Here is a 23,492-nt window from a genome sequence, read left to right as displayed (position 1 = left end):
GTTCAGGCGACGCCGAGCGTCAGCAGGTCATGCACATGCACGAGGCCGACCGGACGTTCCTCAGCGTCCGCGACGACCAATGCCGTGATGCGCAACCGGTTGACCATCTCGAGTGCCTCGACGGCCAGCGCATCGGGGGCGATGCGGCGCGGGGATGGGGTCATCACATCGCGGGCGCGCAAAGCGCTCGGCCCGCCGGAGCCGAGCTTGCGGCGCAGGTCGCCATCGGTGACGATGCCGGCGAGGCGCCCGTCGAGATCGGTGACAATTGCGCAGCCAAAACCCTTGGCCGAGATCATCGCGATCACATCCGGCAGCGCAGTGTCGAGGCCGACGCGGGGCAGGCCCTCGCCACGATGCATGATGCTCTCGACCGTCTTGAGCTGCGCGCCGAGCTTGCCGCCGGGGTGGTAGACGAAGAAATCCTGGCGCGAAAAGCCACGGGCCTCGAGCAGCGCAATCGCGAGCGCGTCCCCGAGCGCGATCTGCATGGTCGTCGAGGTCGTGGGGGCGAGCCCGTTCGGGCAGGCCTCTTCCGCCTTCGGGATCACGAGGGCAATGTCGGCCTCGCGGCCAAGCGCGCTCTCGGCATTGGCGGTCAGCGCGATCAGGCCGACGCGGAAACGGCGGGTATAGGCGACGATGGCGGACAGCTCCGCCGCCTCTCCGGACCAGGAGAGGGCGATGACGACATCCTCCGGCTGGACCATGCCGAGATCGCCATGGCTCGCTTCGGCCGGATGCACGAAGAGGGCAGGGGTCCCGGTCGAAGCCAAGGTCGCTGCGAGCTTACGCCCGACATGGCCCGATTTGCCCATGCCGGTGACGACGACACGGCCGGCGGCAGCGCGGATCAACTCCACAGCGGCTGCAAAGGGTTCGCCCAGGCCGTTGGCGAGCGCGGTGTGAAGCGTATCGAGCCCGGTGCGCTCGGTCGCGATGGTGCGGAGCGCCGAGGCGCGGATATCGGCTGTCATGGCTGGGGCGTCTAGCACAGTCCGGGCAGGGACTTCCACCGTCAAGCCTCGCAGCAGGACTGCCAAGCCTCGCAGCAGGGTGCATTGACGGCACGTTAACCCTCTTCGTTCTAACTCCGTTAACCATGCGCGCCATCCGGGCGCGCCTTGGCTTGTTCCGGAGTTCGCTCTCCTCGTGTCCCGTCGCGTCACGACCGTGCTTTTGACAGGCGCTGCAGCAGCAGGCCTTGCGGCGGCATGGCCGGCGATCGATACGGCATGGGCGCAGCAGGCGCGGGCCCCGAGCCTGCGCAGCACCGTACCCGCCTATGTCGCCCAGGCCCAGGCGACGCCGGATCAGGCACAGCAGAACGCGACCTCGCCGATTCCCGAGGCGGTGCGCGATCCGGCTGCCTTGATCCAGAACCAGCCTTCGACGATTTCCAACCGCGCGCCGCCGCGCGCCAGCCGCCCGATCCTGGCGCCCGGCCTTCGCGGCGTCACGCAGCGCCAGTTCCGCGCGCCCCAACCGGCCGTTTCGACATTGCCGCAACCAGGCCCGGCGGCGGCGCCGCCGCTGCGGCGGCGTTCGATCGTGGAGGAAGACCCCTACGCGCCGCTGGGGCTCAGGCTTGGCAATGTCATTCTGACCCCGGCGACGACGAATTCCGTTGGCTATGACAGCAATCCGCAGCGCGTCTCCGGCCCGAACAAGGGCTCAGGCTTCGCTCGTTACGAGGGCGAGCTTGGCATCCAGTCGGACTGGAACGTGCATCAGTTGAGGGGCAGGCTGCGCGGCGCCTATTCCGAGTATTTTCGCGATGGCGAAGCCTCGCGCCCGGATGGCGAGGGGGCGCTTGATCTTCGGCTCGATGCCACCCGCGATACCCGCATCCTGCTGGAAAGCCGCCTCAGGCTCGATACGCAGCGTCCCGGTTCGCCGGACCTCAATGCGCCGGTCGTCGGCCGGCCGCTGACCTATTTCTATGGCGGCTCGGCCGGTGTCACGCATGACATCAACCGTCTGCAGCTGACGCTACGGGGTTCAGTCGACCGCCAGGACTTCGAGAACGCGAAGCTGATCAGCGGCGCTACCCTGAGCCAGGCCGACCGCAACCAGACGGACTATGGCTTGCGGCTACGGGCCGGCTATGAGCTGACGCCGGGCCTCAGGCCTTTCATCCAGGGCGATATTGACACGCGCCAGTACGACCAGCGGGTGGATTCCAATGGATTTGAGCGTTCTTCGAACGGGTACACCGTCAGTGTCGGCTCCACTTTCGAAATCAGCCGGCTAGTCACGGGCGAAGTGTCCGTGGGCTATCAGGACCGGGCCTATGAGGATCCCCGGCTGAGGAACCTGCGCGGCATGGTTGGCGATGCCGCGATCCTGTGGACGCCGACCCCTTTGACGACGGTGACGCTGCGCGGCACCTCCGAGCTTGGCGATACGACGATCGCGGGCAGCAGCGGCACCTGGGCGCGACGAGCCACCCTCGAGGTGGCTCATGCCTTGCGCCGCAATCTGACTGTGACCGGCTTCACCACCTTCGGCCGCACCGCCTATGAGGGGCAGGGGCTGCGTGAAGATTATACGGCGATCGGCGCCCGGCTCGAATACAAGCTGACGCGGACCTTCGCCGTGCGGGCGAGCTTCACCCACGAACGCCTGAACTCGACTGCGCCGAACTCGGATTACACGGCCAATGTCGCGCAGGTCGGCCTGCGGCTGCAGTTCTAAGCCAGGCTTGGCATGATGGCCGGCGCCGCGCCGGCCCCCTCATCACCTCGGGTTCCCGGGCCCGCATCGGGCCTGGCCCGGGAACGACGGTGCGACGGTTACGCCTCGAGCAGCCGCTCGATTTCCGCGCGCAGTTGCGGGCCAAGGTCGCCGCGCTGGAGCGCATAGGCGATGTTGGCGGTCAGGAAGCCGAGTTTCGAACCGGTGTCGTATATATCCCCATCGAAGCGCACGGCGTAGAAGGGCTCCTGCCGGGATAGTGCGATCATCGAATCGGTGAGCTGGATTTCGCCGCCGGCGCCTGTTTCCTGGTTCGCCAGCAGATTGAAGATCGTCGGCTGCAGGATGTAGCGGCCGGTGATGTGCAGATTCGAGGGGGCCGTTCCCTTTGCCGGCTTCTCGACCATCTTCGTGATCTTCGAGACCTTGGCCTTCACGTCCTCGACGCCGACGATCCCGTATTGATGGGTCTGGTCGTCCGGCACCGGCGCCACGCCGATGTGGTTGCCGCCGTGCTTCTCGAAGGCGTCGATCATCTCGGCGAGGCAGCCCTTGCCGAGGCTGTGATGGAGCATATCCGGCAGCAGCAAGGCGAAGGGCTCGTCACCGATGACATCGCGTGCGCACCAGACGGCGTGGCCAAGGCCAAGCGGAGCCTGCTGACGGAGGAAGCTCGCGGCGCCCGCCGGCGGCAGATCCGCCCTGAGCGCCTCCAGTTCCTTCATCTTGCCGCGCTTGGCCAATGTGTCATCGAGCTCATAGGCGATATCAAAATGGTCTTCGATCACGCCCTTGTTGCGGCCGGTGACGAAGACGAAATGCTCGATGCCGGCTGCCCTGGCCTCGTCGACGACATGCTGGACGACCGGACGGTCGACGATGGTCAGCATTTCCTTGGGGACCGCCTTGGTGGCGGGAAGGAAGCGGGTACCAAGGCCCGCGACGGGAAGGACGGCCTTGCGGATGCGTTTCGTCATGAAAAACCCATTTCGCGCACCGAGCGTGGTGCGCCTGCGTCGGAAGGGCAAAGCGTAGGAAGCCGGCGTGCCCCGATCAATGCCAGCTGTTGCCAAGGCTGTCGCGCAATTCTGGCGAAAGGCGGGCCAGCCTGTTCCTGATACCAATCGTCGCTTGATGCGTCGTCAATCCTTTTTGCTTAAGGCCTATGCCAGAGCGATGACAATCGGAGACGATACATGACGATTCTGGTCTCGGGCGGCGCCGGCTATATCGGCAGCCATATGGTGCTGGAGCTGCTCGATCGCGGCGAAAAGGTCGTCGTGCTCGACGATCTCTCGACCGGCTTCTGGTGGGCCGTGCCCCCGGAAGCGACATTCGTACAAGGCGATATGGGCGATCAGGCTCTGGTCGAGCGCGTCATCGCCGAGCATGGCATCACCGAGATTGCGCATTTCGCAGCCAAGATCGTGGTGCCCGATTCGGTTTCCGATCCGCTTGGTTACTATCTCAATAACACCGTGAAGACGCGCGCCCTGCTCGAGAGCGCGGTGCGCGGTGGCGTCAAGCACGTGATCTTCTCCTCGACGGCAGCAGTCTATGGTGAGCCGGCCGTCAGCCCCGTGCCCGAGGAGATCGGACTTGCGCCGATCAACCCCTATGGCCGCTCGAAGCTGATGAGCGAGTGGATGCTCGGCGATGTCGCGCGTGCCCACGGCCTGACCTATGTGGCACTGCGCTATTTCAACGTGGCCGGGGCCGATCCGCGCGGCCGTTCCGGGCAGTCCGCGGCGAACGCCACCCATCTGATCAAGGTCGCGAGCCAGGCGGCGCTCGGCCAGCGCGCCGGGCTCGAGATCTTCGGCACGGACTATCCGACGCCGGATGGCACCTGCGTGCGCGACTATATCCACGTCACCGATCTGGCGCGGGCGCATCTGGCGGCGCTCGATCATTTGCGCGATGATGGCGCCAGCCTGACACTGAACTGCGGCTATGGTCGTGGCTATTCGGTGAAGGAGGTGGTCGAGGTGGTGAAGCAGGTGTCGGGGACGGATTTCCCGGTCAAGCTCTCGCCGCGCCGGGCCGGCGATCCGGCGTCCCTGGTTGCCAAGGCCGACCGCATCCGCGCCGAACTCGGGTGGCAGCCCGAACATGACGATCTGACGCAGATCGTGACGCAAGCCCTGGCCTGGGAAGAGGTTCTGCGGACCCGAAACGCGCGGTGATTGCGCTACGTTAACCCATGGTTAATCTTGTTCGGGCGCTGTTGCTGAAGTCGTTTACGCCCAGCCTGTCCTAGCAAGGTTTTTGCCCATGCGCCGCCTGTCCCTCGTCCTCGCCGTGGCCACAGCCAGCCTCGTCCCGGCGCTGGCTCAGACGACAGGCTCGATMAACGCCTCGGCGCGCTCGCACAGCACGAATGCTGCGACCGCCGGGCAGGGCCAGGCGTCCTTCGATGCCTTCCTGCAGCGGCTCTGGCCGCAGGCGCAGGCGCGCGGCATCTCGCGCAAGACCTTCGATCTGGCCTTTCGCGGGGTGACGCCGGATGCCTCGATCGTCGCGCTGACGAAGAAGCAATCGGAGTTTTCGGCGCCGATCTGGACCTATCTCAACAACGCTGTCGGTGGCACGCGCGTCGCACGCGGGCGTGACGCTGCCGCCGACAATGCAAATACGCTCGCCCAGGTCGAAGCCCGCTATGGCGTGCCCAAGGAGGTCGTGCTCGGCGTCTGGGGCATGGAAACCAATTACGGTTCGTTCAAGGGCGACAAGGACACGATCCGCTCGCTCGCGACGCTCGCCCATATCCGCTATCGCGGCGACTTCTTCCGCGATGAACTGCTGACGGCGCTCGAGCTGATCGAAAAGGGCTATGTCGAGCGCAGCGAGCTGCGCGGCTCCTGGGCGGGAGCGATGGGGCACACCCAGTTCATGCCGTCGAGCTACATGAAATACGCCGTCGACTTCACCGGAGACGGGCATGCCGATATCTGGGCTTCGACCAGCGACGCACTGGCCTCGACCGCCAACTACCTCAAGGGCTACGGCTGGGTGCCGGGCCTGCCTTGGGGCATGGAAGTGAGGCTCCCGGAGAATTTCGATCACCGCATCAACAAGGCAAGTTTCTCTGCCTTCAACGCGGCAGGGGTGCGGCGGGCCGATGGGCGGGCGCTGCCATCCTCGGGTGAGGCGCGGCTGTTCTTTCCTGCCGGCTATCGCGGCCCCGTCATGCTGCTGACCGCGAATTTCGACGTCATCAAGAAATACAACTCCTCTGACGCCTATGCGCTTGCGGTCGGCCATCTCGGCGACCGGATCGCAGGGCGTCCGGCAATCCAGGCTGAATGGCCGGTCTCGGCGCCGCGGCTGGACATGGCAGGAACCAAGGATCTGCAGCGGCGGCTGAAGGTGCTTGGCTTCTATGATCATGATGCCGACGGGCGCATCGGCACCGGCACACGCGAGGCGGTGCGCCAATACCAGCTGAGCGCTGGCCAGATCGCCGATGGCTACCCGACGCCGGCGCTTCTCGCGCGCATGCGTGGGGCGCGCTGACTCCAGCCTCCGACCGCGGTATGATGCCGGCGAACTCCGTCGGCCGGCGTAGGACCGAGAGCGCCATGCGTTTGCGTTCACTTCTGATGGTTCTGGGGGCTGCCCTGCTCCTGCTGCTGACCGGCGGGCCGTCCTCCTTTGCCGAGAACGACACGATGCTGACGCGTGATCCCACGCTGCAGCGTGGCCGCGGGTTCGTTTTTCCCTTCAGCCGACTTCAGCCGCAGCCCCAGCCCGCGCCACAGCGCCAGCGCGTGGCGCCAGCCCAGGCACGCAGGACGTCGCCGGTGGTCGTACGCGACGATCCGGTCATCCCCAAGGTCGATGTCAGCCACCATATCGTCGTGCTGGGGGATTCGCTTGGCGATCTCGTGGTCGGCGGGCTCGTCGAGGCCTTGAATGATCGTCCCGACGTCGCGGTGATGCGCAAGACGAAACTCGAATCCGGTCTTGTCCGCGCCGATTTCTACGATTGGCCCAAGGCGGTCACCGATCTGCTGGCGAGCGACCAGAAGATCACCGTCGCCGTGATGCTGCTCGGGCTCAATGATCGGCAAGCGATCCGTGAAGGCGAGACCCTTCATGAGCCGCTGAGCGAGCGTTGGCTGGAACTCTATCGGGATCGGGTCGACGGCATCGCCGGGGCTTTTGCGGCGAAACGCATTCCCTTGCTCTGGGTCGGTCTCCCGCCCGTCCAGAATTCACGCCTTACCGCCGACTATGTCATTCTCAACGACGTCTATCGGCAGCGTGTCGAGCGGGCCGGCGGCCAGTACATCGATCTCTGGGGCGGTTATGTCGATGCCGAGAACCGCTATAGGGCGATGGGGCCCGATGTATCCGGGCAGACGACGCGATTGCGCACCGCCGATGGCATTCATTTCACCAAGGCGGGGGCACGCAAGGCCGCTCACTTCATCGATGTGGTGATCCGCCGTCTGATCGAGGGGCGTCCGGAACAAGGCGTGATCGCGCTTCCGGTCGCGCCCGAGACCGGGGCTCCAAGCAATCCGGAACTGCAGGCCGGCGGCATCGAACGCCTGATCGACCGTATGGTCCAGGGATTGCCCGACCTCGGCGGCCTTGGCCCCTTGCTGCAGGCAAAGCCGCTCGCAGGTCCGATCATGCCGCTAACAGGGGTGTCGTCCAATGGGGACCGGGCGCTGCTCGCCTCGATCCAGGAGGCGAGAGGACGGGGCGACCTCGCCACCCAACTCGACCGTGTGTTCGGCGAGGGGGTCGCGAGCGAACCGAAGCCGGGTCGCATCGACGATTACCGCTGGCCGCGCCGGAACTGACCGGAACCGACACGAATATCCCGCTTCCCTTCGGGAGAAGGGGAGCCCCGCAGCGCCGAGACGGGCAAGGGGCAACTCGGGCCACCTGCTCCCCTCATGCGCCGCCGGCTGCGACATGTCCTCCCCGAGCGGGAGAAGGGATCTCCCTATCGCGGCAGGATGGTCTCGCCCATCAGGTGCTTGTCGATGGAATGGGCCATCTGGCGACCTTCGCGGATCGCCCAGACGACCAGCGACTGGCCGCGGCGCATGTCGCCGGCGACAAACGCCTTCTCGACCGAAGTCTTGTAGGCGAGCGTGTTCGCCTCGACATTGCCGCGCTTGTCGAGCGTGACGCCGAGCTTCTCGATCAAGCCTTCACGGACCGGCGAGACGAAGCCCATGGCGAGCAGGACGAGATCGGCCCTGAGGTCGAACTCGGTGCCCGGGATCGGCTTCAGCGCATTGTAGACGCGGGCGCAGTTCAGCCGGCGGACCTGGCCATTCTCGCCGGTGAACTTCAGCGTGGTGATAGCGAAGTCGCGCTCGGCCCCCTCCTCGTGACTGGAGGAGGTTCGGAGCTTGAGCGGCCAGTTCGGCCAGGTCAGCGCCTTGTTTTCCTTCTCCGGCGGCTGCGGCATGATCTCGATCTGCGTCACCGAGAGCGCACCCTGGCGCACCKAGGTGCCGATGCAGTCAGACCCGGTATCGCCGCCGCCGATGACCACGACATGCTTGCCCGTCGCCAGGATCTCGGCACCATTGCCGTTGGCTGCCTCGCCGCCGACGCGACGGTTCTGCTGCGGCAGAAAATCCATGGCGAACTGGATGCCAGCGAGCTCGCGACCCTCGATCGGCAGATCACGCGGCTTCTCGGCGCCACCGGTCAGGCCGACGGCGTCATAGCGCGCCAGCAACTCGGCCGGGTCGATATCGACGCCGACATTGGCATTGTAGTGGAAGACGACGCCTTCGGCCTCCATCTGGCGGACACGGCGCTCGACATGGGACTTCTCCATCTTGAAGTCCGGAATGCCGTAGCGCAGCAGGCCGCCGGCGCGCGCCTGGCGCTCATAGAGATGCACCTCGTGGCCGACACGGGCGAGCTGCTGGGCCGCAGCGAGGCCCGCCGGACCGGAGCCGATGATGGCGATCTTCCTGCCGGTCTTGGCACGCGGCAGTTGGGGGATGATCCAGCCCTCCTGCCAGCCCTTGTCGACGATCGCACATTCGATCGATTTGATGGTGACCGGCGTGTCCTCGAGATTCAGCGTGCAGGACGCCTCGCAGGGGGCAGGGCAGACGCGGCCGGTGAACTCCGGGAAGTTGTTGGTCGAGTGCAGGTTGTCCAGCGCCTCGCGCCACTTGTCGTTGTAGACGAGGTCGTTCCAGTCCGGGATCTGGTTGTTGACCGGACAGCCGTTGTGACAATACGGGATGCCGCAATTCATGCAGCGCGCCGCCTGGTCGCGGGTTGCCTCCGCGCCGAGCGGAATGACGAATTCCTTGTAGTTCCTGATCCGGTCCGAAGCCGGAAGGTACTTCCGGTCGCGACGGTCGATCTCGAGGAAGCCGGTTACCTTGCCCATCGTCTCACATCCGCCTGATTGGGTTACTCGGCCGCGACCGACATGCCGGCTTGCGCCCGCTCGATTTCGAGGAGGGCACGCCGGTATTCGACCGGCATGACCTTGACGAATTTGGGCAGGTATTCCGTCCAGTTCTCGAGAATGTCCTTGGCCCGCTGCGAGCCCGTGTAGCGGTGATGATCGGCGACGAGCTGGTGCAGGCGCTCGGCGTMGTATCCGGACATGTTGGCCATCACGTCGATCCGGCCCTTGAACTCGAGGTCGCCGCCATGGTGGTGGATGCGCTGCATCAGCTCCTCCTCCTCGGTGACCGGCTCGAGATCGACCATGGAGAGGTTGCAGCGCTTGGCGAAGCTCTTGTCCTCGTCGAGCACATAGGCGACACCGCCGGACATGCCGGCCGCGAAGTTGCGGCCGGTCTGGCCGAGCACGACGACGACGCCGCCGGTCATGTATTCGCAGCCATGATCGCCGGTGCCCTCGACCACGGCGATCGCGCCGGAATTGCGCACGGCGAAGCGCTCGCCGGCGACGCCGCGGAAGTAGCATTCGCCCGAGATTGCGCCGTAGAGCACGGTGTTGCCGACGATGATCGAATTCTCGGCGATGGTTTGCGCATCCGGCGACGGCCGGATGATCAGCTTGCCGCCTGAGAGACCCTTGCCGACATAGTCATTGGCCTGGCCCGTGAGATCGAGTGTGACGCCATTGGCGACCCAGGCGCCAAAGCTCTGGCCGGCCGTGCCGGTGAGCTTCACCGTGATCGTGTCCGCCGGCAGGCCGGCATAGCCGTAGCGCTTGGCGACTTCGCCCGAGAGCATCGCACCGGTCGAGCGGTCGACGTTGCGGATCGGGCTCGTGATGACCACAGCCTCGCCCTTGTCGAGGGCGGATGCAGCCTCGGCGAGCAGCGTCCGGTCGAGCACGGTGTCGATCGGGTGCTTCTGGCGCTCGACATGGCGGATGGCGACTTCGCCCTTCACCTCCGGCTTGTGGAAAATCCGGGTGAAGTCGAGTCCCTTTGCCTTCCAGTGGTCGATCGCCTGCTTCTTGTCGAGCCAGTCGGAGCGGCCGACGAGATCGTCAAACCTGGCGACGCCGAGGCTCGCCATGATCTCGCGCACGTCCTCGGCGAGGAAGAAGAAGAAGTTGATGACGTGCTCGGGCGCGCCCTTGAAGCGCTTGCGCAGCACCGGATCCTGGGTCGCGACGCCGACCGGGCAGGTGTTGAGGTGGCACTTGCGCATCATGATGCAGCCGGCCGCAATCAGCGGAGCGGTGGCAAAGCCGAACTCGTCGGCGCCGAGCAGGGCACCGATGACGATGTCGCGGCCGGTGCGAAGGCCGCCATCGACTTGCAGCGCGATACGCCCGCGCAGCTTGTTCAGCACCAGGACCTGATGGGTCTCGGCGAGGCCGATCTCCCAGGGTGATCCGGCATGCTTGATCGAGGTCAGCGGCGATGCGCCGGTGCCGCCCTCATAGCCCGATATGGTGATGTGGTCGGCGCGTGCCTTGGCGACGCCGGCCGCAACCGTGCCGACGCCGAGCTCCGAGACGAGCTTGACCGAGACATCGGCCGCCGGGTTGACGTTCTTCAGGTCGAAGATCAGCTGGGCCAGATCCTCGATCGAGTAGATGTCGTGATGCGGCGGCGGCGAGATCAGGCCGACGCCCGGGGTCGAATGCCGGACCTTGGCGATGCGCGCGTCGACCTTGTGGCCGGGCAGCTGGCCGCCCTCGCMGGGCTTGGCGCCCTGCGAGATCTTGATCTGCATCATGTCGGAATTGGCGAGGTATTCGACCGTGACGCCGAAGCGGCCGGAGGCGACCTGCTTGATCGCCGAGCGCATCGAGCGGCCGTCGGGCAGCTTGACGAAGCGCTCTGGCTCCTCGCCGCCTTCGCCGGTGTTCGACTTGCCGCCGATCGTGTTCATGGCGATGGCGAGCGTCGAATGCGCCTCATGGCTGATCGAACCGAAGGACATGGCGCCGGTCGAGAAACGGCGCACGATCGAGGCCGCCGACTCGACCTGATCGAGCGGGATCGGCTTGGTGCCGAGCGCGTCGGCATCCTTGATCTGAAACAGCCCACGGATCGTCGAGAAACGCTGGCTCTGGTCGTTCACCAGCTCGGCATAGGCCTTGTACTTGTCCTGCGCATTGCCGCGGACGGCATGCTGGAGCAGCGAGATGTTCTCCGGCGTCCAGGCATGGTCCTCGCCGCGGATACGGAAGGCGTATTCGCCGCCGATATCGAGCGCATCGCGATAGACCGGCGAGTCGCCGAAAGCATCGCGATGCCGGCGCACGGTTTCTTCCGCGAGCTCCGGCAGGCCGACGCCCTCGATCGAGGACACGGTGCCGGCAAAGTACTTGTTGATCGTCTCGGTCTTCAGGCCGATCGCGTCGAAGATCTGCGCGCCGCAATAGGACTGATAGGTCGAGATGCCCATCTTGGACATGACCTTGAGCAGGCCCTTGCCGACAGACTTGATGAAGCGCTTGACGACCTCGTAGCGGTCGACCTCCGGCGGGAACTCGCCGGCCTCGTAGAGCGCCTCGAGCGTTTCGAAGGCGAGATAGGGGTTGATCGCCTCGGCGCCGAAGCCGGCAAGACAGGCGAAGTGATGAATTTCGCGCGGCTCGCCGGATTCCACAACGAGACCGACCGAGGTGCGCAGGCCCTTGCGGATCAGGTGGTGATGGACAGCGGCCGTCGCCAGCAGAGCCGGGATCGGAATGCGGTCCGGCCCCACCTGCCGGTCGGAGAGGATGATGATGTTGTAGCCGCCATGCACGGCCGCCTCGGCCCGTTCGCAGAGCCGTGCGATAGCGCCTTCCATGCCGGCTGCGCCTTCGCGCGCGGGATAGGTGATGTCGATCGTCTTGGTGTCGAAGCGGTCCTCGTAGTGACCGATGCAACGGATCTTCTCGAGATCGTCATTGGTCAGGATCGGCTGGCGCACTTCAAGGCGCTTGCGGCGCGAGGTGCCCTCCAGGTCGAGGATGTTCGGCCGCGGCCCGATGAAGGAGAGCAGGCTCATCACCAGCTCTTCGCGGATCGGGTCGATCGGCGGGTTCGTGACCTGTGCGAAGTTCTGCTTGAAATAGGTGTAGAGCAGCTTCGACTTCGAGGAGAGCGCCGAGATCGGCGTGTCGGTGCCCATCGAGCCGACGGCCTCCTGGCCGGTCACGGCCATGGGCGCCATCAGGATCTTGGTGTCTTCCTGGGTGTACCCGAAGGCCTGCTGACGATCGAGCAGGGCGACATCGGTGCGCGAGGCGCGCGCCTCGACCGGCGGCAGCTCCTCCAGCACGATCTGGGTCCGCTTCAGCCAGTCCTTGTAGGGATTGGCGAGGCAGAGCGAGGTCTTGATCTCGTCATCGCCGATGATGCGGCCTTGATCGAGATCGATGAGCAGCATCTTGCCGGGCTGGAGACGCCACTTCTGGACGATCTTCTCTTCCGGGATCGGCAGCACGCCATATTCCGAAGCGAGCACGACGAGACCGTCATCGGTGACGAGATAGCGCGCGGGCCGCAGGCCGTTGCGGTCAAGCGTCGCGCCGATCTGCTTGCCGTCGGTGAAGGCGATGGCGGCAGGGCCGTCCCAGGGCTCCATCAAGGCGGCGTGATATTCGTAGAAGGCGCGGCGCTCTTCATCCATGAGCGGGTTGCCGGCCCAGGCCTCGGGCACGAGCATCATCATGGCATGGGCGAGCGAATAGCCGCCCTGGACCAGGAATTCGAGGGCGTTGTCGAAGCAGGCGGTGTCGGACTGGCCCTCGTAGGAAATCGGCCAGAGCTTCGAGATATCCGCGCCAAACAGCTCGGAATCGACCGAGGCCTGACGAGCAGCCATCCAGTTGACGTTGCCGCGCAGCGTGTTGATCTCGCCATTATGCGCCACCATCCGGTAGGGGTGGGCAAGGCGCCAGGACGGGAACGTGTTGGTGGCGAAGCGCTGGTGGACGAGCGCAATCGCGCTCTCGAAGCGCGGATCGGTCAGGTCCTTGAAATAGGAGCCGAGCTGCGTGACGAGCACCATGCCCTTGTAGACGATGGTGCGGGCCGACATCGAGACCGGGTAATAGGTCGCGGTGGCGCGGTCCTGGCGCTTGTAGACCTTGTTCTAAACAGACTTGCGCAGGACATAGACCTTGCGCTCGAAATCATCCTCGTCGGTGATCTCGACCGGACGGCCAACGAAAAGCTGGCGATGGGTCGGCTCGGTTTCCTTCACCGCTTCGCCGAGGTCGCTGTTATCGACCGGTACGTCGCGCCAGCCGAGGAAGACCAGGCCTTCCTCCTCGACCGTCTGTGCGACGATCTCCTCGCAGACGGCGCGGTCGCCGGCATCCTGCGGCATGAAGAACTGGCCGATGGCGTAGTGGCCGGGCTCGGGCAGGGCGATGCCGAGCTTCGCGCATTCCTCTTGGAAGAAGCGATGCGGAATCTGGGTGAGGATACCGCAACCATCGCCGAGCTTGGGGTCGGCGCCGACAGCGCCGCGATGGTCGATATTGTGCAGGATCTGCAGGCCCTGCTCGACGATCGCATGGGTCTTGCGGTTCTTCATGTCGGCGATGAAGCCGACGCCGCAGGAATCCTTCTCGAAGGACGGATCGTAGAGGCCCTGGCGCTCGGGCATGGCCGGATCGCGCACCGTCAGGACCGGCTCGGTGGCCGTCATGGTCGTCACAGCTTTGCTGCTGAAGACACCCGACTTGCTGGTTCCGCTCATCGTCAAACCCCGCTTGCCATACCCCTCGCGCTTCCGCCGAGAGACCCGCATCAGTCTACATCGCCGTCCGCACCGGCCCCTGCTAGCCTTCAAGGCAGCAAGGATGGAGCCAGTCCGGCCAGGTTCGTCTGTCAGAGGGGGGCTTGCGCTGTTTTAATCCCGCGCCCGCGTCCTCCGCAGGCGCCTCGGGCTTCCCAGAGCCCTGTCGCGCCTCTTTACGCCGCCGTTTTACGGGCGGCGCGTTTGCGGTTGGCTGTGGCGGTCGTGGCCGGGCCCCTCGTCATTGCTCCGCTCCGTTGCGATCGTCCGACATCAGGCTCGCGGCCTCATGTCAGCGCGGTGAAAAATGGGACAGTAACACTGTCCTATTGAGACGAATTTGCCAGAATTCTAATGTCGGCACAAGCGTGAATTTTGGGCGGATTGGAAATATTGTTGCGATATGCGTTTCGATGGCGACATTTCCGTGATGAAAGGCACAGTTGGGTCGCACGCTTCTTGTCCGAAGGGCTTATACCGGCGGCGGCCGGTCCGGGCTCAGTCGCGCCGTGCAAGGCGTCATTCCGGCCTTGCGCTTGGCAGGGCGCGCCCGCCTCGCTAACGCTCGTTCATGAACTTCATCAGCGACAATACGGCGGGTGCGAGCGCCCCGGTGATGGCCGCGATCGCGGCCGCCAATGACGGCGCAGCGGCCGCCTATGGCACCGATATCTGGACCCAGCGCGTCGAACGGCTCTTTGCCGAGCTGTTCGAGCATGAGGTCTCGGTTTTCCTGGTGACCAGCGGCACGGCTGCGAACGCGCTGGCGCTGGCCTGCCTGACGCGCCCCTGGGGCGCGGTCCTGACCCATCAGGAAAGCCACGTCGCCGATGACGAGTGCGGCGCGCCGGAATTCTTCGGCGACGGCGCCAAGCTCATCGGCCTGCCCGGTACCGGCAACAAGATCACGCCTGAGTCCGTGACCAAGGTCTTGGCGCGGATGCGCGAGGGCGCGCTGCATCAGGTGCAGCCGCAGGCGGTCTCGATCACGCAGGCAACCGAATGCGGGTTGGTCTATCGTCCCGATGAGGTGCGGGCCCTGAAGCAGGCGGCCGAGCCACGCGCCCTGAAGCTGCATATGGATGGCGCCCGCTTTGCCAATGCGCTGGTCACGCTGGGCTGCTCTCCAGCCGAGATCACCTGGAAGGCGGGCGTCGACGTCCTGTCCTTTGGCGGCACCAAGAATGGCGCCTGGGCAGCCGAGGCCGTGGTCTTCTTCGATCAGGCCTTGGCTGCTGAAATGAAATGGCGGCGCAAGCGGGCCGGTCATACTCTTTCCAAGGGCCGGCTGATCGGCGCACAATTCGAGGGCCTCCTGGCCGGCGGCCATTGGCTGGCGCTGGCGCGCCACGCCAACGCGATGGCGTCCCGGCTGTCCGAGGCGGTTGCGAGAGGCGGCTCGGTGCGGTTGGCCTGGCCCTGCGAGGCCAATACGGCGTTTCTCGTCCTCGATGCTGCAACGCAGGAGCGCCTGAAGGCGGCCGGGGTCGGCTATCACGCCTGGTCCGACACCGCGCTTCCCGACGATGCAGCGCTTGCATCGGGCGATATTGTCGGTCGGTTCGTGATGTCCTTTGCGACGCGCTCCGAGGATGTCGAACAGCTGATCTCGCTGCTGAACGCGCCGTCTCGCTGAAATATCCCCTGATTGACGCCGCATGGGTGCCGTAATCCCTAAGGAAGACTGAAGCCCCCGTTCGGTCCGTTAACAAGGATGGAGATATGGCTTCTGTTTCGACCGCGCGCTCGCGCGCCGCGCTGATCGGCCTGGCTGTTGCCGGCGCGCTGGCGGGCTCGGCCGGTGGAGCCGCCGCGCAGTATTATTACGACTATGGCTACGAATATGTGCCGCGTCGCGCTTATGGCTATGGTTACGGCTATCGCTATGCGCCGCCGCCTGCGCCGTTGTCTTCACGGAGCATCGCCGAGATCGCCATCCGCGAGCACAGACTCGCCCAGGTCGACCGCACCACGCGCACCGAGTCCGATTTTGTGGTCGATGGGCGCATGGCGAATGGCCGGCGCGTACGGCTGATCTTCGATCGTTTCAGCGGCGATCTCGTCCGGCGGGTGAACCTGCAGACTCCTGAACGAATGAGGGGACCCGCCCCGGATGTCGCGCGCGTCGATCCGCGTGAGCATGCCCCGGCTCAACCGCGGTTGCTGCCGCTCCCGCCGGAGCGCCCCGATTCGCTCAAGGCTCCGGCTGAGGCGAACGCGCCTGCCCAAGTCGTTCCGGCGTCCCCGGCCGCACCGATGCCGGCTCCTGAACCGGAGAAGGCGCCAGCTCCTCCCGCCGAGGCGAGCGCGCCTGCAACGGTCATGCCCCCGTCTCCGGCGGCGCCGACACCGCCAGCCGAACAGGCAAAACCTGTCGAGCAGGCTCCTGCCCAGGCTCGTGCGCCAGCAACCGAGGCTCCGTCCACGCCGGCAACACCCGTCGCGCCGACGCCGGGCCCGACCACCCCATCCGGCGAGGAGAAGCCGAAGCTGGTGAACCCCGACGATGTTCGCGGAACGGAGACTCCCKAGCACAAGCCGCCGCTTGCGAAGGCTGAATCGCCGGAGATCAAGGCTTCGCCGGTCGAGCTGCCACCGGTCCAGATCGAGGATCCGGCGCCCTCCACACCGCGCCCGGCGACGCCTGCCGTTCCGGTCGCGCCTCTCGACTGAGAGACGATCGCCAATTCCAGGCGTGAAAAGGGCGCCCCCGGAAACCGGGGGCGCCCTCTGTCTGCCAGCCCTGGGCTGGGCGTGTTACGCGGCCTTCGAAACCTTGGCCTCGAGCACCTTGGCGGGTTTGCCGCCGATGGCGATCTGGCGCGGCTTCTTGGCCTCGGGAATCTCGCGGACGAGGTCGATATGGAGCAGGCCGTTCTCGAGGCTCGCGCCGGTCACCTGGACATAGTCGGCGAGCTGGAAGCGGCGTTCGAAGGCGCGTGCGGCGATGCCCTGATGCAGGACTTCGCGCTTCTCGGCGCTTTCGGAAACCTGCTTCTCACCGCGTACGGTCAGGGTGTTTTCCTTGCTTTCGATGGCAAGGTCGCTGTCGGAGAAGCCGGCGACCGCGATGGAGATGCGGTAGGCGTTCTCGGCAGTGCGCTCGATATTGTAGGGCGGATAGGTCGGCGCGGTTTCAGCGCTGGTAGCCTGGTCGAGCAGGTTGAACAGACGATCGAAGCCAACGGTCGAGCGATAGAGCGGGGAAAGATCGAAGTGACGCATGATGTCCTCCAGAAGAAGCGACGTTTGGTCGAGCCTGCCTCGTCTTGAGCACAGGCCCCATTCAGGTTCACGCAGCCGGTATCGGCCTGCGTGACCAGGAATTGGGGAGCGATTTCAGCTTTTCAAGAGCTGCCTCGAGCGGGCATAACCGAGGGCATCCGCCCGGGACTGTCGCCGCGATTCGGAGCGCCTGATGGCCGAGGCCGAGCTTTTTTCCCTCCCMGACTACCCGGTTCCCGGGCATGGCAAGGTCTGGCTTGCCCTGGCGCGCGACGGGGCCAGGCTCCGCTTCGCGAGCTGGCACCCGACAGTAAAGCGGGTGCGCGGTACTGTCGTGATCATCCAGGGGCGCGCGGAGTTCATCGAACGCTACAGCGAGACGATCGCCGAGCTGCGCCGCCGCGGTTTCCACGTTCTCGCCTTCGACTGGCGCGGCCAGGGCGGTTCGCAACGCTTCGTCTCGCGTGAACGCAAGGGGCATGTCGGCCGTCTGCGGCATTACGAGACCGACCTCGCACTTGCCATGGCGGAAATGCAGGCCCGGCTGCCGCCTCCCTATTTCGTTCTGGCGCATTCGATGGGGGCGGCGCTGTGCCTCGACGCCGCCCGGCGCAACGCATTGCCGGTCTCGCGACTGGTCGCGCTCGCGCCCATGCTCGGCCTCTCCATGGTCGAGCGGCCACGGGCGGCGAGCTATCTCGCAAGCGTGCTGTACTGGCTCGGCCTCGGCAGCGCCTTCGTGCCTGGCGGCGGTGACACGGCGATCGCGACCAAGCCATTCCAAGGCAATCGGCTGACGAACGACCCCGTCCGCTATGCCCGGAACGCCGCGCTTTCAGCGGCGGCGCGCCATCTCAGCATCGGCGATCCGACTGTCGGCTGGGTCAGGACCGCGTTCCGGTTGATGAACCGGCTGGCGGCTCCCTCGGCGCCCCTAGAGGTCAGGGTGCCGACGCTGGTGATCGCAGCCGGGCGCGACCCGGTGGTCTCGACGCCTGCAATCGAGCGCTTCGCGGCGCGGCTGAAGACCGGTTCGGCATTGATATTGCCGACTGCGCGCCACGAGATCCTGATGGAAACGGATGCCGTCCGCGCGCAGTTCTGGGCGGCCTTCGATGCATTCATTCCCGGCGAAGCGATCGCCGGGCCCGGGTCAGCCGGCGAGCAGGGCGAGGGCGGCCTGATGCAGGGTCCTGTTGGCGGCGGCGATGATGCGTCCGCCCTTGGCGGCACTGCCGCCATCCCATGAGGTGACGATTCCGCCGGCGCCTTCGACGATCGGGATCAGCGCGACGATGTCATAGGGTTTCAGCCCGCTCTCGATGACGAGATCGACATGGCCCGAGGCCAGCATGCAATAGGCATAGCAATCGCAGCCGTAACGGGCGAGGCGCACCGCGCTTTCCACGCGCAGATAGGCTTCCTGCTCGGCACCTTGAAACAGTTTTGGGCTGGTGGTCATTACCGTCGCGGTGGCCAGCTCGCCGTTCTGGCGCGTGCGCAGCACCCGTGGCCCGCCCGGACCCTCATAGCGTGCCTGTCGGCCGTCGCCGGAATAGCGCTCGCCGGTGAAGGGTTGGTGCATCATGCCGTAAACCGGAACGCCCTCGCGGGTCAGGCCGATCAGCGTGCCCCAGACCGGGATGCCGGAGATGAAGGCACGGGTGCCGTCGATCGGGTCGAGCACCCAGACATATTCGGCCTCACCGTTCTCCGTGCCGAACTCCTCTCCGAGCACGCCATGCTCGGGGAAATTGCGCTTGATCAGGTGGCGCATCACGTTCTCGCCGGCGCGGTCGGCCTCGGTCACGGGATCGAACACGCCGCCGCAGGACTTGTCCTCGGTCGCATGCTTGGCGCGGAAGAAGGGCAGGATCGCCTGGCCGGATTGGGTCGCGAGTTCCGCGACGAAGGCGCCGAAATCAACCGCACTCATCTTTGCTCTCCGGAGCTGCGCGATGCTGCGCAGCAAAAATGCAGGATCCAGCCTGCTCGCTCGGTTCTTCTAGCGGCGCTCGTCGTCGGAAAACAAGGAATCTGACGGAAAATCAGCAGTTTTGGATTGCGTGCGGCGCATGGCTCATAAGATCTTCGACAAAGGCGCTTGCTTTTTTGCGCTGCACAGTCATATTGTGCACTGCGAAGGGGCGATCACGTCAAGCCTTCGTTTGCCCTCCTTGGGCGTTTCCTCCCTAGACTTGGGCCGCCACGAAAGTGCGCGGCCCTTTTTTCTGCGCTGCGCCGATACTGTCATCGCAAGCCTCTGAGAAAACAGGCTATTCCGCAGCTTCGCGCCAATCGTCGAGCCAGCCGCTCCAATGCGCGAAGCACTCCGCCATGGTGGTGCCGATCGCCTGCTCCAACTCTGCAAAACCGGTATGCGGCTCCAGGGTCGCTTCGTTCATGTAGAGGGACCGGTTGATCTCGATCTGCAGGGCATGCACGCCTGAGGCTGGCGCGCCGTAATGCTCGGTGATGAAGCCGCCGGCATAGGGGCGGTTGCGCGTGACGCTGAGCCCGCGCCGACGAAAGGCTTCCTCGGCGATGTCGATGATGTAGCCAGCGGCGCTGGTGCCGAAGCGGTCACCGAGAATCACATCCGACTTGGCGAGCCCGTCGCGGTCGAGTCCGGTCGAGGGCATCGAATGGGCGTCGACCAGAATGCAGGTGCCGAATGCGCCTTGCGTGCGCTGGACCAGGCTGCGCAGCCCGGCATGGTAGGGGCGATAGAGCTCGTCGATCCTGGCGAGTGCTTCCTCCACCGGAATCTTGCCAAAATAAATCTCGTGCGCGTCTCCGACGATGCGTGGAATTGTGCCCAGCCCCCCTGCGACCCGCATCGAGCGGGTATTGGCGAAGGCGGGCAGGCGGCCGTCGAACATGCGCGGGTCGAGCTCATAGGGCTCGCGGTTCACATCGAGAAAGGCACGCGGAAATTCGGCGACAAGCAGCGGCGCGCCAAGGGCGACCGTCTGCGCGAAGAGGCGGTCGACATAGGCATCCTCGGAGCGGCGCAGCGAGCGCAGCGGCAATCGTGCTCGCTCCACGAAGCCGGGAGGGTAGCGACGCCCGGCATGCGGCACGTCGACCACCACCGGCACGACCTGGAGCGGCGGCTGATAGAGGCTGAAGGGGCGCTCGATCTCGACGACGATGTCGGCGGCTTCAGCGGAGAAATTACCGGACGAGATGGTCATGCGGGACAACTGAAGCACACATTGCCGGGCGGATGAAGCGATCTCGAATCCGGCGCTGAATCGAACATCGCGTTCACGCGTTGTTTACCATGTTGGCGCGTTATACTGCGATAGTGTTCCAAGCGCTCCGGGCAGGCGATAACGCTTCGCGGCGTTGGCTCGGAATGCCGAATCGGGCGAGACGAAACAGAGAAGGGGTTGTCCGGGGTGGGCGGCCTCTATCGATAGGCCGAACGGGACGGACGAAGCAGGCCCATGACCAAGATACTTCTCGCTGAAGACGACAACGACATGCGCCGCTTTCTGGTCAAGGCCCTGCAGAATGCGGGCTACGACGTGGCGTCGTTCGATAATGGGCTTTCAGCATATAATCGCCTGCGTGAAGAGCCCTTCGAACTGCTGCTGACCGACATCGTCATGCCGGAGATGGACGGCATCGAGTTGGCGCGGCGCGCCACCGAGCTCGATCCCGACATCAAGGTGATGTTCATCACAGGTTTCGCTGCAGTTGCGCTCAACCCCGATTCCCAGACGCCGAAGGACGCAAAAGTGCTGTCCAAGCCGTTCCATCTGCGCGAGCTGGTGAACGAGGTCGAGAAGTTGCTCGCAGCCTGAGCGCTTTTTGCAATCAAGCGTCTTGCAAGGCGCGAAATGAGCGGCTATAGCCCGCTCAACCTCGCAACAGGGACACGCCGCAAGGCCGAACCTGTTCCGACTGCCAGGACAGATTATCGTCACGGCATGACGGGCGCGTAGCTCAGCGGGAGAGCACTACGTTGACATCGTAGGGGTCACAGGTTCGATCCCTGTCGCGCCCACCATTTCACAAAACCCGGATATCGCTTTGAAGAGCGGTATCCGGGTTTTTGCGTTTGGTGCCTCAATGGCAAGGGCAGCCGCGATGTCCGAATGCCGCCTGATGCGCGGCAGGGGCGCTCCGCCCATCCCTTGAGGGCGGACGGCGCGAATCACTGCCGCCCGTGCTTTGAAGCGGTCTCCGCCGGGCTCAGGCGGGACCTGCTGCCCCCCGCTGTCCACAGGGCCGGTCAGGCGACCAGCCATCGGCAAACCCGCCTAGCGGGCCGCTGCGAGCATGCGATCGACGAAGCCGTCGAGGGCGGATTTGTCGATCCAGCGCAGCACCGCGACGAGATCCTGCGTGGGATCGAGCCAAATTGCGTTGACGCCGGCACCAAGCGCGAAGACGGCCGTGGCGGGAACATTCGGCCGAGCCGCCGCGCCCCGGTTGAGCCACCAGAGATAGCCGTAATTCTCGAGCGTGGGTGAAGGCGACAGCATGTCGTCGATCCAGGCCGGCGATAGCAGCTCACGGCCAGCCCAGGCGCCACCGCGCCCTACGAGCAGGCCCAGCCGGGCGTGGTCGCGCGCGCTGATGAAGAGGCCGCCGCCCCAATGGCCGCCGCCGGGCACGGACTGCATGCTCCGGCCGTCGATCTCGACCGCGGAATTGCGATAGCCCTGCCACTCCCAGCCTTGCGAGGCCCCGATCGGTTCCATGATGCGCTCGCGCAGGACCTCGGGCAGCGGCTTGCGGAAGCGCTGCAGCAGGCAATAGGCCAGCAGGTTCACCCGTACGTCATTGTACTCGTAGTGGCTGCCAGGTGGCTTGAGGGCGCGCCGCTCGCCCTTGCGGCTGTTGTCGGCGCCCGGCCCGATCTGCCGGTTATGATCGACCTGGTCCGACTTGCCGAAGATTTCCCCCTGCCATTCGCTCGATTGCTGCAGGAGATGGCGCCAGGTGATGGCCGCATTCTGCGCGCCCTCGAACCAGGGACCGTCGACGGTTTTCGCCACCGGCTCGTCGACATCGCGAATCAGTCCGTCGGCGACGGCAAGCCCCGCCAGCACGGCGATATAGCTCTTCGCGATGGAGAAGGTCATGTCGGCGCGGGCCGTGTCGCCCCACTCGGCAACCAGGCGGCCGCCCCGGAGGATCAGGCCGGCCGGACCGCCGCGCTCCCTGACCGGGCCGACGATCTCGCTCCAGGTGCCTGACTCGTTCCATTCGACGAGGCCGACATAGCGCCCGTCGGGATAATAGAAGCTGCGCGGCCAGGTGCTCTCCTGCGCCTTGGCGAAGTCGACGGCAGCCTGCAGCCTTGCGGTGTCGAAGCCGGCTTCGGCCGCTGGAATGGTTTCCCAATCGCCATTGGCCGGCGGTACATAGGCATCATTGGTCTGAGACACGTGGCTGATCCTCGGAGGCATTGCGCGGGCCGATCATTGCGAAACGCTACCATACCCGACCGGTCTCAGCCGTCATGTCGAGAGTGATCCCGGCCTGCGCCGCATACCGGGCGCGCAGAGCTCGCCGGCCGGCTGCAGGTGGTCGGGGCGGATCGGTGGATGATCCCGGCTATGCGGTGCCGTCGTTCAGCGCCATTTGCCAGAAATCCGCCTCGAGACGGGAGGCCTTGGCAAAGAGGGTCGTGAGTTCGGCAAAGCGCCGTTCCGTCATCGCCCGCGCGGCGAGATCGTCGAGATGGCGCCGGGCTGCCATCGCGATTTCCTGATAGGCATCGCCGGCATATTCCCCGATCCAGTCGCGATAGGGATGGTCCCCGAGTGGTTCTGGGCCCGCGGGAGTAAGGTTTCGCCCGATTTCGGCATAGCCGATCACGCAAGGGGCGAGCGCGACATGCAGGTCGAGCAGGTCGCCCGAGACGCCGCAGTCCAGCACGAACCGGGTATAGGCAATCGTCGCGGCATGCTCCGGTGCTGCTTCGATCTCGGTGGGGTGCAGCCCCCAACGGCCGCAGAGCCGGATATGGAGGTCCATCTCGACGTCGAGGATGGCTGCCAGGCCGGCCTTGGCCGCCCGCATGTCGGAAACCGTGCGGCCCTTGTAGATTGCGAGCGCATAGGCGCGGGCGAACTGGATCAGGAAGAGATAATCCTGCACCAGATAGGTACGGAAGGCGGCCTGCGGCAGCGTGCCAGTCGCCATTTGCCGGACGAAGGCGTGGTCGACATAGCTCGTCCAGTCGGCCTTTGCGGCGGACTTCAGTCGATCGAAAATGTCCATCTCAGGCGTTGTCTCCACAGGCGGTGCCAGCCGGATGCGCGAAATGCGGCATCAGGCCGCCGGAACCGATAGGCTTTAGCGGGCCAGGCTGCAAATTCCGGCTCTACCCCCGAATTCGAACAGCTTCGGGGTGTTTTCGGCGATGGAAGCGCTCGGAC

At 65.4% G+C, this 23,492-nt stretch carries 16 protein-coding genes, 1 tRNA gene and 1 pseudogene; 9 read left to right on the top strand and 9 right to left on the bottom strand.

Translation table 11 applies throughout. The annotated features are described in order from the left end of the window. Window positions 1-2 precede the first annotated feature (2 nt). Window positions 3-977, bottom strand: a complete 975-nt coding sequence (locus AC1DIO_RS01010) for a KpsF/GutQ family sugar-phosphate isomerase (protein WP_113511054.1) — start codon at window positions 975-977, stop codon at window positions 3-5. Window positions 978-1,152: 175 nt separating this feature from the next. On the opposite strand from AC1DIO_RS01010, the gene AC1DIO_RS01005 reads away from it, so the two are divergent. Then, window positions 1,153-2,697, top strand: a complete 1,545-nt coding sequence (locus AC1DIO_RS01005; RefSeq protein WP_476853022.1) for an outer membrane beta-barrel protein — start codon at window positions 1,153-1,155, stop codon at window positions 2,695-2,697. A 98-nt stretch (window positions 2,698-2,795) separates the two neighbouring features. On the opposite strand, the gene galU is transcribed toward AC1DIO_RS01005, so the two are convergent. Beyond that, a complete protein-coding gene (gene galU / locus AC1DIO_RS01000; RefSeq protein WP_441504334.1) occupies window positions 2,796-3,674 on the bottom strand; it encodes a UTP--glucose-1-phosphate uridylyltransferase GalU in 879 nt (292 codons plus the stop codon). A 219-nt stretch (window positions 3,675-3,893) separates the two neighbouring features. Here galU and galE point away from each other — a divergent pair, with 219 nt between their 5' ends. From galE to AC1DIO_RS00985, 3 genes are all read left to right on the top strand, one after another. After that, on the top strand, window positions 3,894-4,883 hold the full coding sequence (gene galE, locus AC1DIO_RS00995) for a UDP-glucose 4-epimerase GalE (protein WP_441487908.1): 990 nt from the start codon (window positions 3,894-3,896) through the stop codon (window positions 4,881-4,883). 88 nt (window positions 4,884-4,971) lie between these two features. Beyond that, entirely contained in the window at window positions 4,972-6,213 is a 1,242-nt protein-coding gene (locus AC1DIO_RS00990; protein ID WP_441504335.1) for a lytic murein transglycosylase, read from the top strand. 65 nt (window positions 6,214-6,278) lie between these two features. Continuing rightward, window positions 6,279-7,511, top strand: coding sequence for an SGNH/GDSL hydrolase family protein (locus AC1DIO_RS00985; RefSeq protein WP_441504336.1), 1,233 nt, complete (start codon window positions 6,279-6,281; stop codon window positions 7,509-7,511). A 146-nt stretch (window positions 7,512-7,657) separates the two neighbouring features. On the opposite strand, the gene AC1DIO_RS00980 is transcribed toward AC1DIO_RS00985, so the two are convergent. Both AC1DIO_RS00980 and gltB read right to left on the bottom strand, forming a co-directional pair. Beyond that, window positions 7,658-9,079 (bottom strand): glutamate synthase subunit beta, encoded by a 1,422-nt coding sequence (locus AC1DIO_RS00980; protein ID WP_476853021.1) that lies wholly within the window; start codon window positions 9,077-9,079, stop codon window positions 7,658-7,660. 23 nt (window positions 9,080-9,102) lie between these two features. Beyond that, window positions 9,103-13,776, bottom strand: a pseudogene (gltB, locus tag AC1DIO_RS00975) (glutamate synthase large subunit). 661 nt (window positions 13,777-14,437) lie between these two features. Between gltB and AC1DIO_RS00970 the strand changes: the two are divergent. Together AC1DIO_RS00970 and AC1DIO_RS00965 are read left to right on the top strand one after the other, a co-directional pair. Then, entirely contained in the window at window positions 14,438-15,502 is a 1,065-nt protein-coding gene (locus tag AC1DIO_RS00970) for a threonine aldolase family protein (RefSeq protein ID WP_441487911.1), read from the top strand. A gap of 86 nt (window positions 15,503-15,588) precedes the next feature. After that, entirely contained in the window at window positions 15,589-16,539 is a 951-nt protein-coding gene (locus AC1DIO_RS00965) for a hypothetical protein (protein WP_476853020.1), read from the top strand. An 84-nt stretch (window positions 16,540-16,623) separates the two neighbouring features. On the opposite strand, the gene AC1DIO_RS00960 is transcribed toward AC1DIO_RS00965, so the two are convergent. After that, entirely contained in the window at window positions 16,624-17,091 is a 468-nt protein-coding gene (locus AC1DIO_RS00960; RefSeq protein WP_441487913.1) for an Hsp20 family protein, read from the bottom strand. Between the two features lie 193 nt (window positions 17,092-17,284). On the opposite strand from AC1DIO_RS00960, the gene AC1DIO_RS00955 reads away from it, so the two are divergent. Then, window positions 17,285-18,340: an alpha/beta hydrolase gene (locus tag AC1DIO_RS00955; RefSeq protein ID WP_476853019.1), complete on the top strand. Its 1,056-nt coding sequence runs from the start codon at window positions 17,285-17,287 to the stop codon at window positions 18,338-18,340. Here the strand turns inward: AC1DIO_RS00955 and hisN are convergent. Together hisN and AC1DIO_RS00945 are read right to left on the bottom strand one after the other, a co-directional pair. After that, window positions 18,245-19,027 carry a histidinol-phosphatase gene (hisN, locus tag AC1DIO_RS00950; protein WP_069879102.1) on the bottom strand — a complete coding sequence of 261 codons (783 nt, stop codon included), beginning with the start codon at window positions 19,025-19,027 and terminating at the stop codon, window positions 18,245-18,247. The genes AC1DIO_RS00955 and hisN overlap by 96 nt on opposite strands. Before the next feature lie 340 nt (window positions 19,028-19,367). Beyond that, on the bottom strand, window positions 19,368-20,288 hold the full coding sequence (locus AC1DIO_RS00945; RefSeq protein ID WP_441504340.1) for an N-formylglutamate amidohydrolase: 921 nt from the start codon (window positions 20,286-20,288) through the stop codon (window positions 19,368-19,370). A gap of 255 nt (window positions 20,289-20,543) precedes the next feature. On the opposite strand from AC1DIO_RS00945, the gene cpdR reads away from it, so the two are divergent. Together cpdR and AC1DIO_RS00935 are read left to right on the top strand one after the other, a co-directional pair. Further along, on the top strand, window positions 20,544-20,903 hold the full coding sequence (cpdR, locus tag AC1DIO_RS00940) for a cell cycle two-component system response regulator CpdR (protein ID WP_038363805.1): 360 nt from the start codon (window positions 20,544-20,546) through the stop codon (window positions 20,901-20,903). A gap of 131 nt (window positions 20,904-21,034) precedes the next feature. Further along, window positions 21,035-21,109 (top strand) — tRNA-Val (locus tag AC1DIO_RS00935). Window positions 21,110-21,362: 253 nt separating this feature from the next. Here AC1DIO_RS00935 and AC1DIO_RS00930 read toward each other — a convergent pair. Continuing rightward, window positions 21,363-22,496, bottom strand: a complete 1,134-nt coding sequence (locus tag AC1DIO_RS00930; protein ID WP_476853018.1) for a serine hydrolase domain-containing protein — start codon at window positions 22,494-22,496, stop codon at window positions 21,363-21,365. Between the two features lie 169 nt (window positions 22,497-22,665). Next, a complete protein-coding gene (tenA, locus tag AC1DIO_RS00925) occupies window positions 22,666-23,334 on the bottom strand; it encodes a thiaminase II (RefSeq protein ID WP_476853017.1) in 669 nt (222 codons plus the stop codon). Between the last annotated feature and the right edge of the window lie 158 nt (window positions 23,335-23,492).

It is taken from the genome of Allobosea sp. 05T439 (assembly GCF_056396005.1).
This window is presented reverse-complemented; position numbering and strand designations above follow the sequence as displayed.